We start from the raw sequence: 14,553 nt of genomic DNA on the forward strand, positions 1-14,553 counted from the left end.
TTTAAATGATGTTTTAGGTTACAGTTCTAAATTAGAAAGTGTAACGAACACCTACACGCATTTGCCATACAGATGCACTATTTTCCGTAGTTGTACCTACGTTATTAGAGTTAAACCCAGAGTAAACGTAGCGACCATCATCATCAATAGATGTTGAAATCACACGGTTGCCTACAAAAGAACCTTTCTTAAGTACGCCCCAATCATCGTTTAACAGATTTGTAAGGTTATCGATTACGAAGAATGCTTCACCTTTGTGACCTTCCATAAGCCCTGGAAGCTCTTGCGTTAACTTAAAGTTAAATTTAACAAACCAATCTGCATTTTGTGAGTTACGTCCAGCAATTTCACCACGCTCTAGACCTTCTGAAGCGATGAAATCATTGAATTCATTGATTTCAGCAGCACTCATGTCGTAAACAACGTTAGGATCGTTTTCAAGTGGAACGTATAATAGTTGACGAGAGCCAGAACCGTAGTTATTAGTATCACCAAACGTATTATCGCTATTGTTAAACACATAGCTGTAAGGTAAACCTTTATATGCTTCACCGAATAGGTTAAAGCGAGTAGCAAATCCATCAACAAACTCATGGCTATAACCAAGAGTCATAGTAAAGCGATGTGGTATTTCGTAATCAGATGATGCAACACCAGGGTTACCTGGATCTGTTAATGCTAAATTACTGTAATTAGAATCAGCAACCGAACTCGTCATTGGGTTCACATCATCAGAATCTGTGTACGCGTAACCAAAGCTAAAGTTAACACCATTATCGTACTGTTTACTAATGCCTAATGAGATAACTGATGAATCACCGCTATCACCGCTCACATTTGTAAGTAAGTAGTCACGTGAGCGAGTATCACCCGGATTTAGAGTATCATCTTTACCAGTATACAAAGGACGGCCATCAAATGTCGTTTGACCTGAGTTAACTAAACCAAGGTCAATTAGCGTAGCAGCATCTTTCTTTTTAGAGTATAAGTAATCAAGTGAGATTACATACTCATTTTCGGTAGTATAAGTAGCGCCTAAAGAATATTTCCACTCTGATGGCAATTCAAAATCAGGGTCTACGGCATTTACATTAGAGTCACCAGAACCAATTTCTGTTCCAGCTATAGTATCAAATTGAGACTGTGGTACTTCGTAACCAGGTGCTCCGCCGTTTACATTCGGTGTGTTGAACAAATCTACTCCACGAATTTGAGAGGCAATTTGTGTAATACCGTCATTCGAGTAAGAGTTAGACAACCAAACATTTGGGTTACCACCTGAGAATAAACCAGCGCCTGCACGCACTTCAAGTTCATCTGTAGCGTACCATTGGAAGCCTACACGTGGTTGAATTAAGTCAATACCATCAAATGTACTTTGGTTACTGAAACCGTAGCGAGCTGTATAATTTTTATTAAGGTTTGGTTTATCATCGCTAGTGTACTTATCATAGCGAAGGCCAAATGTTAGACTTGCGTCGATATCGGTAAAGCTGTATTCATCTTGAACGTATAATGTATGCTGTGCATATTCAAAGCTTGCTGCAACATCATTTGGATCGTTTGTAGCAGCAGCATTATTGTAATAAATACGTGCCGCCTGTCCGTTTTCGAAGTCTTCTACAGAGTCAAAGCGCCATTCACCTTCTGTATGCTGTACGAATAAATTAAACACTTCAAGATTTTCATACTCATAACCAGCTGTTATTGTATGTTGATCTAGATAGTATGTACCCGCAAATTTAGCGGTCGTTGTATCGTAGTTTAAATCGTTAGATTGGCGAGAGTCATCTGGACCAATATAAATTGTACCGCCGTTCGCAGTACTGATTTGCATTTCACCAAAACTGCTTGCTGCGTCTAAAGACTCCACTCTAGCATCAAGCTCAGATTTACCTATGCGTACTTCAGTAGAAAAATCATCAGACCAGTCTGAGTATATTGAACCTATAATTGATGTAAATTCAGCACCCTGTTCATAAAAGTGATTTGATAATGAAAGCTCATCGTTATCAGCATCTGACTGAGATATAGTGAATGCATCGTTGTAGTTATAAATCAAGTTTGCGCGATGATTTTCATTGATGTTCCAATCTAGTTTAACTAAGATTTTTTCATCTTCAATAGGCATACTCGAAGGCATACCGCCGGCATCATAGTTATAGAGAGATTGTGAAGCAGCTTGAACTCTAGAAAGGTCATCAGCAGTAACACTACCACTAGTCAGGCCACCGTAGTTAAACTGTTGTACACCCTCAAGTTTTTCATATGAGGTGAATAAAAATAGTTTGTCTTCGATTAATGGTAAGCCAACATTAAAGCCGTAGCGCTTTTCTGTGTAATTACCTGCATCGTAATCTTCACCTTCAATTGAATCACCCTGCATAGAGTCATTTGTGTAATCGAAGAATACGCCGCCATGTAATTCATTACCACCAGATTTAGTTACAGCGTTGATGTTACACGATGTAAAACCACCGTATTGAACGTCAAATGGGGCAAGTTCAGCTGAAACTTGTTCAATTGAATCGAAAGAAAAAGGAGCATTTATTGTCGGGTAACCATTTGAGCTTAAGCCGAAGTTATCGTTCATACGAACGCCGTCTAGCGTTAAGCTATTGTAGCGAGGGTTACCACCACCACAGTTAATTGAACCACGGCTATCATCAATTGTGATACGTGGGTCGATACGGATAATGTCTTTTAAATCACGGTTAATAGCTGGTGTATTTTCAAGATCAGTTAGCGTAAATGTAGACGCCGGACCAGTACCACCAGACATAGCACTAATTGGCGCGCCAGAAACTACAATTTGTTCCATGCTTGATTGTGACTCAAGAGAAACGTTTACTGGATAATCGTTACCAATATTAAGAATAATGTTATTGAATTCTTGGTCTGCATATACATCTGAATCAACAATTACTTTATAAGGACCGCCAACTCGCAGGCCTTTAGCTGTGAAATAACCTGCGTCATTTACTTCAGTTGTTTTTACTGATCCAGAAGGTACGTGTAAAATTGTTATTTTAGTGCCGGCTGCTGGGTTGCCGTTAGGCCCCATTACTTGACCTTTAATTGCAGAGGTCGTTTCGTTAGCCATTGCAGCGCCACTTACACCAACACATGCTGCAATAGCAAGTGAAAGAGCTGTTTTGCGTAATTGAGTTTTCATTTAATTTTCCCGTGTAGTTATTAATTAAATTTTTATATTTTTATTTTAAAATTTTTCAAAATAAACAGTTAAAGTTCATTTATTCAAAATCCGTTACTAGTGTACCTTATTTATTCGTTACAAATAAAATACAACTGCAATATATTTTTAATAAATAGTACTATTTTTGTCTATTTGAGTGTTTTTTTGAGCAATAACTCTATATCGGGGTATATATTACGTGGGCTTTATGACAAACATGTGAAATTGGGGTGCGAAAAACAAAAAACCCATCACAATTTTGCAATGGGTTTTGTTAACAAATAACTTAATGTGTTATTACTTACCTATTAAGACTTAAAACTTGTAGCTAATACCAACTTTAGCCTGCCAAGCTGATGAGCTAGTTTGGTATTGACTGTAGTTACGAACGTCAGCACCATTAAATTTGCCATCAATTATATAACGACCTTCATCATCTAACCCACCAAAATCATAAACAGCTTGATCAGAGAAACCTAAGCGTTTTTCAACACCCCAATCACTGTTTAGTAAGTTTGCGAAGTTATCAACCATGAAGTAAACCTCACCGCTGTGACCTTCAGCAAAACCTGGGATTTCTTGTTTGATACTTACATCCATCGTAGTAACCCAAGGTTGAGTACCTGAGTTACGGCCTAAAATTTCACCACGTTCTGAGATACCAGCACGATTTAGAAGCGTTTCTAATTCATTCCAAGATAAACCAGACTCATCCCAATTTACATTTGGATCATCAGCGCCAGTTGGAATGTAAGCTAGGTAAGCTGAGCTTGAGTAAAAGTCGCGTGTATCACCTAAGTCACTATCTTGATACATGCCCATAGTGTAGCTAAATGGACGGCCAGAGCGGCGTTCAAAATACACGTTAAACTTAGTTGCATAACCACTGAAAAATTCAGTGTTATACGCTAGGTTTATTTTAAAGCTGTGCTCTACTTCGTATGAACCACGATCTGCAAAGTCTTCATTACGGTTACGTGTAATGTTGTATTGGTAGTTACTTTGAGCACGAGAAGATGAACCCGATGAGGCCTCAGTTACGTCTTGGTGTGCATAACTTGCAGAAACATACAGGCCATTTTCAAATTCTTTTGCAATGCCGGTAGAAATAATGATTGAACGTCCATCGTCAGATGAATTAGTCATTGCAATATCAAAGTTATCTGCAAGGTCGCCAGTATAAATACTTTCGTTAATTACACGCTCACCATCAGCAGCAACACCAATTGGGTTTAAAGCAGTGTTATGCCATACAGCTTCGTTTTCTTTTTTATGGTAAGCAATTTCTGCTTGCCATTTGAAGCCTTCTCCAAGTAGTTCTGAGTCAAACTCGTATTCAAAACCAACTTGAGCTCTTATGCTCGATGGAAGCTCAAAATCAGGGTCAACATAGTTTGTGCTACCGGCACCTTGGACTAACGTGTCTTTAATAGCGTCAGGTACTTGCGTAATATCGGCTTGGTTATTGGCGTAATAATCATTAATAGCGCTTTGTGGTGCTTCAACAAATGTAATACCGTCATTTTGGAAAGAGTTATTGTACCAAACGTTTGGAATACCACCTTGGAATCGACCTATACCACCATTAATGGTTAATGCTTCAGTTGCATAATATTTAAAGCCAATACGCGGTAAAATTATATCTAAACCATCAAGATTCTCTTGATTGCTAAAGCCGTAAGTATTTAAAAAGTTTTCGTTTAAAGTTGGTTTATCGTCTGATGATAAACGCTCATAACGAACGCCAGCTGTTACTTCTAAATCATCACCAACATAAAAAGTATCTTCGATATAAAGTGCTAATTGGTTACGTGTCGCATCGTATGCAGTGTCATTTGGGTTATTTGTGTACGCGTTACTGTAAGAAAAGTCGTATGTACCTCTAAAGTTACCCACTTCACGGTTTGCAAAACCTTCGAAGTCATCAAATTCCCAAGAACCTAATGAGTTAGATGCAAATAAGTTATATAAATTTAGCGATTCATACTGCATACCAAAGTTAATTTCGTGCTCATCCATTAAGTAAGTGGCATCGAAAGTAAGCGTTAAGTTTTCAGTCGATGAGCTATTTGCATGGCGGAATTCATCTGTACCAAACTCATAAGCTGGACCACGGAAGTACTCTTCAACTTTCACAAAGCCAATATCAGAGTTAGTTAAGCTTCTTGATGATACATCTTTGTAAGCGATACCAATTTCAGTTGAGAAGTTTTCATTCCAGTCTGAATATAATTTTGTCGCAAAATTATTGAATTTAGTAGCGTAAGTATAACGGCTTGACGCTAAGCTTACTGTACTACCGCCAGTGCCGACATTTGTTTCGTCTTTATCGTCTTGCCATTGGTAAGTGAAATCTAAACGATGATCATCATTAATATTCCAACTTAATTTAACAAGCAATGATTCGTTTGTATCTTTAGGGTCACCACCTAGAGAATCGGTTAAGCTGTATTCATTATTTAAAATATTAATAAATTGGTTGTAGCTTTCTTCTGTTACATCATATTCATTCGTTGCACCAGAGCCTTCAAAACCGTAATCTAAATCAAGTTCACTTGTCCATTTGTTGTAGTTAACAAAGTAAAACAAAGTATCGTCGATTAATGGGCCGCCAACATTAAAGCCATAACGTTTCTCAGTTTGAATTGGTTCTACCTGATCAATAACGTATGTACGGTGTCCATCTTCATCTAAAACAGGGTTACCATCTGCATATACTTGAGAAATACTGTCTACATCACCTGCAATATCAGGAGTAGATATTTCATAAAAGCCAGAAAATTTAAACTCATTAGTACCTGATTTTGTTACTGCATTAATGGTACCTCCCCCAAAGTTACCTTTAGAGGCTGAGAACGGAGATACATCAACAGAAATTTGCTCAATTGCATCAAGTGCTACAGGTGGTTGCGAAGTAGGGTAGCCACCGTAACTTAAACCAAAGTCATCATTTTGGCCAATACCGTCAACAGTTAAGCCGTTGGTACGCGGGTTACTACCTGCAAACGTTAGCTCACCACTACCATTAATGCTGGCGAGTGGATTTAAACGCGCAATATCTTTAATATCACGGTTAAAGCTTGGCATATTCTCAATAGTGTCAGAGCCAAATGTACTGCTAGAGCCACCTGATTGCTGAACAATCTTATAACCAGACACTTCAATCTTTTCGATGTTTAGCGGAGCAAGCTGCGAGCTTAAACGGTAAGTTTCACCCAGATTTAGATAGATATTTTCAACAGTCGTATCGTTAAATGTATCAGAATCGATGATAACCATGTAAGGACCACCTACACGTAAGCCATTAGCGATAAACGTACCACTTTCGTTTGTAGTTAGTTCGCTAATAGTTCCCGTTGGTTGGTGAACTACTTTGATTTTAACGTTTGCAGCACTGCCACCTGAAGGCGTCGTAATTTTACCACGCATTGCAGATGAAGTATCAGCAGCCATTGCGCTTGTAGAAACACCTAGAGCTAAAATTACCGCTCCAGTTAATTTCGAAAGGCCAAGCTTAGTCATAATGTTGATTTCCCGTGTGTAGGTTATATAAATTTAATACTGTTTATTTATCAGTCGTCATTTTTAGTGCCGTATCTAACTCTTTTGCAGAAGGGTCAAATAAGGCGTTTAATAGTCCAGCTAGTCGAATACCCGCTTGTTGTAGGCGTGTTTTTACAATTGGAGTGTTGTTATAAATGTAGCTGTACCCAACTTCGTCGTTGGTGTACTTATAAATTTTTGTTGCTAAATTGTGTGATTCTTCAACCCAAGTTTTAGGTGAGCTTTGTAAATATTCAGCAATTAATTCGCTGTTATTTGTATCAATAAATTGAGCGTATTCAGTAAACGACAAGTTCTCGTTCTCAACTAACTTTGTATCCCAAAGGCTGTGAAGGTTTGTTTCTTCGTTAAAAAAAGAAACCTTAATACGGTTACCACCTCTGTCTTCACCTCGACCGGCATGAAAAGGTTGATGACTGTCGCCTACTAAATGCACTAAAAAACGCAAACTGAACTGTTTAGCATCTAAGGTGCTATTTTTATCGGTGAGCGTTTGCATTGAATAGTGAATACCTTCGAGGATATTACTTACAGATTCTTTGTTTTTAGTATGATCGTGATTGAAGCTGAAAGATTTTCCTGGGGCTGCATTAATGTAATGCCAACGAGATGATTTCTTTTGCCAAAAGTCGCCAGGAGCAGAGCGCATTTCATCAGGCCACGTTGATATTTGCGCAAGTGACTCACCATCTAAATAAGGTTTAATTGCTGCTTTAGTTGTTTCGCTTATATGAGATTGTGCAATCTGCCCTACAATACGGTGGCCATTTTGACCCCAAGCGTGTGAGTTAGTGCTTGTGAATATCGCACTAATCAAAAGCGCAGAAGATATCGAGTACTTTATATTGTTATGCATTAAAACTTCCTAAATGAATATTTCATGGGGTTGCTATAAGCTAATGCGGTCAATTGTCCTCATTTTTAATGTTGATAGGAAGGACTTATTAAAATTCATAATTTCTTATTCAATTACGTTTAAAATCAGTATCTTATATTTAATAGGTAAAATTACTTGTTGTAATAGGTAAGCGAAATTGTTCAAATACCCTATATCGTCTATTTTTGGGTGGCATTGCTTTGAATTATAAAAATATTGTGTTGCACAAAATGTTAATTGTTACATTTTTGTTTCTATTATTGGTCGTTACGTGGGTTTGCGGTCAAGTTAGTGTATACAATGATGATTTACATTTTCCGGTTATGATCGAAACCTCAACAGAGTGTCAAACAACTGCTACAAGTAATAAAGACCAATTAATTGTTTTTACACAATCAAAAAAAATAGCCAAGTTATTAACACAAAAGTTATGCTCTGATAACGTAGTAGCTAAGCAATATGGCTCGGTAAAAGGGTATTGGGGATATAGAACGGCAGATAGCTTTGAGTTTGTTGGTAAAGGAATTGCTGACCTAATTTTGGCTAAAAGCAATATTATGGCTGCATTTAAAGCGGAGTCGACCTATAACTACCAACCCGTAGTTGGTTTTTCTGACTACACGGCATTTTTAATATCGTCTAAAGAAAAACCTCGAATTACTAAACAATATTTTTTAGATAAACGCATAGGTTTGCTTGATTATCCTACCAGCCGATCAGGGCATATTTTACCAAAGCAAATGTTTAAAGAACTGGATATAAATTTAGCTAATTTGAAAATCACTTATGCTAGTTCTCATAACGAATTACGCGATTTACTCGCCGACGGAAAAGTAGATATTATTGCTTCGTTTTGGAAAGAGAGTGACGAAAAACGTTTTTCAAAAAACTATATTACGCCTTTGAGTAATAATATTACTGGAACAAGATGGTATTTAAAAATGCAGCAAAATAATACTGATTTATTATGTGCAGTACAGGCAAATTTGCTTGATATGTCTAAAGATCAAAGTTTGCATTATTATCAAAATGCACAATCGTTTTGGAGTTGCGGTACTAGCTCAGTAAACTTAAAAGAGGAAGTTAGTGATGAGTAAATATAAACAACTACTTGTTTTACTATGCTTATTTTTAACTCTATCTTCTGTGTTTTATATTTCTGTAATTCAAAAAAGCCAGCAAGTAACTAAACAAAAAATAACGCAGATAGAAAGGCAAATAGCACTCGACTTACCATTACTTGATTTATCAAATGAGCTGCTAAAGCATTCGGGGAATAAAGATGCGGTTAATAGCTATATTAAAACCTTAAATAGCTACATTAATTCGAACGATCTTAAAGTTGTTGCTATTGCACCAAAAGGCGAAATGCTAGCACCTGTAAACTTACACCAAATAACACGTAGTTTGAGCACTAATAACGGACCTGTATTAGTTGTATTTAACGTTCAGCAAACCCACTTTACATTAAGCCATTTTATTTACTATTTTATATTTTTAGTATTAAGTGTGTTGATTAGTTTTTGGGTAAAATTTGCGTTTATTAAACAAAGTAATAAGCAGTTTAATAATGCGCAGCATCAGTCAATTACAGAGCCTACGCCGCTGATGCTTATAGTTGACCTTAACGATAAAACACTATCAAGTAGTTGTAGTGCAGAGCAAAAAGTGGGTTTAGCCAATAAGCCATTATGCTTTTATTTAGCACTTGTAGAGTATTGTACAAATAACGATGATGTAGCGCTTAGTCATAATAAAGATGTACCAGAGGAGCTTCTAGAGCTCGCTAACAAGTATTTTTATAGGTTGGTAGAGCTTGGTCATACGGTTAGAAAAAGGCCTAATTTTAATAATAGCCTAGAAAAAACCTTGAGTGAGATACGCGCGGCATTAGATGAAGTACTTAGCGAGTGTCCTGAAGAAAAAGAGTTATATTACCCACCTAAAGCCTATGGAGAAGGCTCTCGTTCTCGTTTGCATAGTTATGGGCTGGCAAATATTAAAAAAGGTAATATTGAAATAAGAGGAAAGTAACTAGATTACTTTCCTCTTATTCTTAGAGGTTATTTAGGGGTAAATTCAGCCGCTTTGAGAGGGCTATTTTTTGAAATAAAGTCTTGAAGTGCTTTAGCATCTGTTTCGTCTGTACTTACAAAGCCTTTTTTATTTGTAAGTGCAGGATAACCATCACCGCCTGATGCGTTATAGCTATTTAGACTCATTCTGTATGTTTTATTTTTATTAAGCGGTTCGCCATTGATCAAAACATTAACCAACTGATTATTTTTACGCTCAAACGATATTTTATGGTATTGCAAATAAGCACCAGCATCCGGTGGGAAGCTCGTTACTGTATTTAAGTAATCCCATAAATCACTGCCTTGCCAATCCATATAAGTAATGCGGTTTTTAAAAGGATGTACTTTTAAAATATCTTTATAGCTTACTTTACCAGCCTCTATTGAGCTGCGAATACCACCGCCACTTATTAATCCAAAGTCTGCATTTACTACGTCCATTTGAGCTTGAATAATTACACGTGCAAGGTTTGTTTGTTGGTAACGAACTTTGTTTCTGTCACCTTCTAAGCGAGCATCTACTTCACCAATGGTACCTTCAATTTGTTTAGCGCCTTTAGCTTGGTATCCCGCTAAATAAGATTCAAGTTTAGGGTCTGGTTTAATGTACTCGTTTGCTAATACTGCTTTAGTAGAGCCATCAGCTTGAACTTTATCTACATACAAATTAACAGGCATGAGTTTGTAGTCTAGTAACGTTAATTTTCCGTTTTCAAGCTTAAACTCAGCTTTACCAACATACTTACCCCATTCATGGGCTTGCATAATGTAAGTACCGTTTTGCTGGTCTGGCTTACAGGCAAGGCCAGGTTTAAAGTTGTCGTCATTTACATTTGTATCACTCATACACACAGGTTCTTGTGAGTGCCCGCCAATGATCATATCAAGTGTGTTTGCAGGAAGTGAGCGAGCAAGTGTTACATCACCTGGTGCATTAATGCCAAAGCTAGCATCAACATAATGACCCATATGAGTCAGCGCAATGGTAATGTCAGGGTTGTACTTAGCTTTTATTTCTTTAGCTAGTTTTGCGGTAACGTCAACTGGGTCTTTAAACTCTAAGTGGCCAATATACTGAGGATTACCAATTTTAGCTGTGTCTGTTGTTGTTAATCCAATAACAGCAATAGTTAAGCCATTTTTTTTGAATATTTTATAGCTATCAAACGCATGTTCGCCTGATTCTTTTTCAAATATATTGGCTGATAGAAAAGGAAAGTTCACCCATTTTTGCTGTTGCTTCAAAACATCAATAGGATTATCGAATTCGTGATTGCCTAATGCCATTGCATCATAACCAATCAGCGACATACCTTTAAAGTCAGGTTCTGCTTTTTGTAAATCTGACTCAGGAATACCGGTATTAATGTCACCACCAGAGAGAAGTAAAACGGCATGACCTTGCTTTTGGGCGTCATTACGTAAAGAGTCAATTAACGTTTTGCGAGCGGCCATACCGTATTCGCCTTTTTCGTTTTGCCAAAAACGGCCGTGATTATCATTAGTATGAAGAACAGTTAAATATTCAGTAGGAGTACTGTTAGAGGTTGATTCAGGAGCAGGAGATGTACATCCAAGTACACTAAAAATAATCGAAAATAAAATAATTATACGCATAAAATACCTATGGATTAAGGTCTACTTAATTTATCAAGCGGGTAGTTTAAACTAGTTTTATGCTAAAAAAACGTACTTATTGACATTTTATTTAGAAGGTACAGTTAATCGATTTGTGGCGGCACTTTCGCGACGCTTTAACTCTGCATCCGCATATTCACGCTTAGTATGGTTTATACCTACCATCCACGTTAAAAAGCTCGCCGGTAGTTTTGTGTATGGTTCACCTTTGTGTAAACCAAAGTCGCAAATTGTTTGTTTAGTGTGTGGCATTGTTAGATCCTGTTGTTTGTGTTTTTTTAAGGTAACAAATAAGTGACCACACTTTTAAGATGATTTAATTTTAAATAGTCAGATTTATATAGCAAAAAAGAATATAAATAATGGCATATGTAATTAATTTGTTATCAACACGGTCTTAATTGTATCAACTCACACTTTAGAATCGATTTTAGTCGCCGATGGCATTAATGTGTTAACGCATTAACTAATTATTTAAAAAATATAACAACAGGAATAAAACATGAAAAAACTTTTACTTGGCTCAGCACTTGCTGCAGCAAGTTTTACAAGCACCGCTACTATAGTTGAAATGAACACGAGCCAAGGTGTCATAGAGATTAACCTATTTGATCAACAAACCCCCAAAACAGTCGCAAATTTTTTAAGTTACGTTCAAGACGATTCATATAACGAAACAGTAATTCACCGCTCTGTTAGTAACTTTGTTATTCAAGGTGGTGGATTTACATACTCAGATTCATTAGATGCGATTACTACAAAGCCAGCTGTAGAAAATGAGCCTGTTTTTTCAAACGTTAAAGGCACCATTGCAATGGCTAAATTATCAGGCAATGAAAATAGCGCTACAAGTCAGTGGTTTTTTAATATGGCTAATAATAGCGCAGGAAGTGCAGCGCTAGATACGCAAAATGGCGGTTTTACAGTGTTTGGACAAATTACTGCCGCGAGCCAATCAACCTTAGATAAAATTGCTGCTTTAGTGCATTGTGGTGATACACCGGTGGTTGGTATTACCACTGAGCAATGCTCAAGCAGTGATGTAGCAATTAGTAGTGCTAATTTGGTAACTATTCAAAGTGTAACTGTTATGGATGATGATCCTAATTCAGCCGTAGGCCTTACTGTAACTGAAAACACGTTAATTGACTCAGGTGCACCAATAGGTTCAGATAGTAGTTCTGGCGGTGGGCTAGGGTGGCTTTTAGGCGCTTTTTTACTTGTGTTTCCTCGTTTAAAACGTGCTAAATAATTAAATCTTATGTAATAGTAATGTGGCAGACGTAAATTACCTTTCACATTACTCTTATTAAACTTTGCTATTTAAAGTAATACTCGCCAAACCATAGCAAGCCAAATTGAAAATACACAAATACAACCTAGCAAAAATACTTTAAAACGTGCGCGTACGTTATTTTCACCTAAATGAATAACACTATGCACAATGCGTGTTGCTACAAATAAACAGGCCAGTATAGCCACAAGTGTACTGGCGCTATTTAGTTGTAGTGCAAGTAAACATCCCGCGTAAAAAAGTACAGGTATTTCAAACTGATTCGAAAAGTTTCTATCTGCCACCCTAATAGTGTCGCCAGCCTTATCTAACTGCATTGTTTTAAAATCACTTAAATCTAGTTGTTTATTTTTAGCTGCGGCAAAGCGCCTTTTACCCATAATGAGCATGACAACCAGTGAAAGCGTAACTTGTGCAAACATGGCAAGTATGATGATTTTTTCCATTGTTTTTCCTTATTATTTAGAATTTGCGTATTTTTTGATATTGAATGATTTTTAGTCTCGCAAGGTTGGCAGACTCCCAACTAATATCCAATTATGAAGACATTTTTCACAATGTGTTACACAAAATAGCGTTATTTTGTAGAAAGTTATTAATTGAAAATGTTAGTTTAGCTTAACTATATTGCTTTGAATTGGCGCACGCTATTTTGCGCAATACTTTTTAATGGAAAACAAAAATGAAAAAGATTATTGGTTTTAGTGCAATCGCACTTGCAGTTTTAAGTGGTTGTTCAAATACGGCTTCGGTTTCAGTGGCGCCTCAGGCCTCTTTACTATCAGATACGTTAGTCGTAAGTCCTAACGATAACCGCGAATATAAAACACTTAAGCTGGCAAACTACATTGAAGTAATTTTAGTGTCAGATCCAGGTGCTGAAAAATCTGCAGCGGCACTAAGCGTTGGTGTTGGTTTACTGCACGACCCAATGTCGCAACAAGGTATGGCGCATTATTTAGAGCACATGCTGTTTTTAGGCACAGATCGCTACCCAGACACAAAAGGGTATTCTGATTTTATGACCAAAAATGGTGGCGCGCACAATGCTTACACGTGGCTCGATATTACTAATTACATGTTTAAAATTAATAACGACGCGTTTGATGAAGGGCTAGACCGTTTTGCTGACTTTTTCAAAGCGCCTAAGTTATACCCAGAATACACAGATAAAGAAAAAAATGCAGTGAATGCAGAGTGGTCAATGCGCCGTGAAATGGACTTTTTTGGACAATTTAAACTCGCGCGTAAAATGATGGGCGATCACCCGGCTAATCGCTTTTTAATTGGTAACCTAGAAACCCTTGGCGATAAAGAAAACAGTTCACTTCATAAAGAAACGGTTGATTTTTATAATAAATACTACTCTTCAAATATTATGAAAGTTGCGCTTATTTCTAATTTACCTATTGCTGAAATGGAGCAAAAAGCGCAAAAATACTTTGCTGACATAAAAAATAAAAATATCGAAAAACCAACAGTGACTGCAAAACTTGATTTTGATAACGCTGGCGGAAAACGCGTGTTTTATGCACCAAATGAAGATGTAAAACAGCTGCAACTTGATTTCACCATTGCTAATAATAATAGCGAATTTGCACTTAAACCAAACCGATTTGTAGCGTATTTACTAAGTAATGAAATGCCGGGCAGCCCAGCGCAACTTCTTCGTGATAAAGGGTGGGTGTCTCAGCTTTCAGCTTCAGCTGCACCAAATCAATATGGCAACTACGGTTCGTTAAATGTAAATGTAGAGCTTACCGATGAAGGCATGAAAAATCGTGACGAAATAGTTGCGACTATTATGCAGTACATCGATTTAATTAAAAAAGAAGGTGTTGATAGCAAGTACTTCAACGAAATTCGTACTTCCCTTAATAACCAATTTAAGTTTTTAGAAAAAGGT

10 protein-coding genes are annotated in these 14,553 nt (G+C 37.1%); 4 read left to right on the plus strand and 6 right to left on the minus strand.

Going from position 1 to position 14,553, the window contains the following annotated elements:
• Positions 1-31 precede the first annotated feature (31 nt).
• The 3 genes from H5117_RS07130 to H5117_RS07140 all read right to left on the minus strand — a co-directional run bounded on the left by H5117_RS07130 (position 32) and on the right by H5117_RS07140 (position 7,616).
• Positions 32-3,175, minus strand: a complete 3,144-nt coding sequence (locus tag H5117_RS07130; protein ID WP_182712334.1) for a TonB-dependent receptor — start codon at positions 3,173-3,175, stop codon at positions 32-34.
• Positions 3,176-3,511: 336 nt separating this feature from the next.
• Positions 3,512-6,718 (minus strand): TonB-dependent receptor, encoded by a 3,207-nt coding sequence (locus tag H5117_RS07135; protein WP_182736875.1) that lies wholly within the window; start codon positions 6,716-6,718, stop codon positions 3,512-3,514.
• Between the two features lie 43 nt (positions 6,719-6,761).
• A complete protein-coding gene (locus H5117_RS07140; protein ID WP_024594577.1) occupies positions 6,762-7,616 on the minus strand; it encodes a S1/P1 nuclease in 855 nt (284 codons plus the stop codon).
• 251 nt (positions 7,617-7,867) lie between these two features.
• Here H5117_RS07140 and H5117_RS07145 point away from each other — a divergent pair, with 251 nt between their 5' ends.
• Together H5117_RS07145 and H5117_RS07150 are read left to right on the plus strand one after the other, a co-directional pair.
• Positions 7,868-8,734 carry a hypothetical protein gene (locus tag H5117_RS07145; protein ID WP_182736886.1) on the plus strand — a complete coding sequence of 289 codons (867 nt, stop codon included), beginning with the start codon at positions 7,868-7,870 and terminating at the stop codon, positions 8,732-8,734.
• Positions 8,727-9,671, plus strand: a complete 945-nt coding sequence (locus tag H5117_RS07150) for a hypothetical protein (protein WP_024594579.1) — start codon at positions 8,727-8,729, stop codon at positions 9,669-9,671. The genes H5117_RS07145 and H5117_RS07150 overlap by 8 nt, the downstream gene beginning before the upstream one ends.
• Before the next feature lie 29 nt (positions 9,672-9,700).
• Here H5117_RS07150 and ushA read toward each other — a convergent pair whose 3' ends face one another.
• Complete coding sequence (gene ushA, locus H5117_RS07155) at positions 9,701-11,332, minus strand: bifunctional UDP-sugar hydrolase/5'-nucleotidase UshA (RefSeq protein WP_182736877.1); 1,632 nt, start codon at positions 11,330-11,332, stop codon at positions 9,701-9,703.
• 87 nt (positions 11,333-11,419) lie between these two features.
• A complete protein-coding gene (locus H5117_RS07160) occupies positions 11,420-11,605 on the minus strand; it encodes a hypothetical protein (protein WP_024594581.1) in 186 nt (61 codons plus the stop codon).
• Between the two features lie 250 nt (positions 11,606-11,855).
• On the opposite strand from H5117_RS07160, the gene H5117_RS07165 reads away from it, so the two are divergent.
• Positions 11,856-12,605, plus strand: a complete 750-nt coding sequence (locus H5117_RS07165) for a peptidylprolyl isomerase (protein ID WP_182724022.1) — start codon at positions 11,856-11,858, stop codon at positions 12,603-12,605.
• A gap of 71 nt (positions 12,606-12,676) precedes the next feature.
• Here H5117_RS07165 and H5117_RS07170 read toward each other — a convergent pair whose 3' ends face one another.
• Positions 12,677-13,093: an MAPEG family protein gene (locus H5117_RS07170; RefSeq protein WP_076925639.1), complete on the minus strand. Its 417-nt coding sequence runs from the start codon at positions 13,091-13,093 to the stop codon at positions 12,677-12,679.
• A 236-nt stretch (positions 13,094-13,329) separates the two neighbouring features.
• Here H5117_RS07170 and H5117_RS07175 point away from each other — a divergent pair.
• Positions 13,330-14,553 (plus strand): insulinase family protein (locus H5117_RS07175; RefSeq protein ID WP_182736879.1); only part of this gene is annotated, 1,224 nt, incomplete at its 3' end.

It is taken from the genome of Pseudoalteromonas sp. SG45-1, from assembly GCF_014164135.1.
GTDB lineage: Bacteria > Pseudomonadota > Gammaproteobacteria > Enterobacterales > Alteromonadaceae > Pseudoalteromonas > Pseudoalteromonas distincta.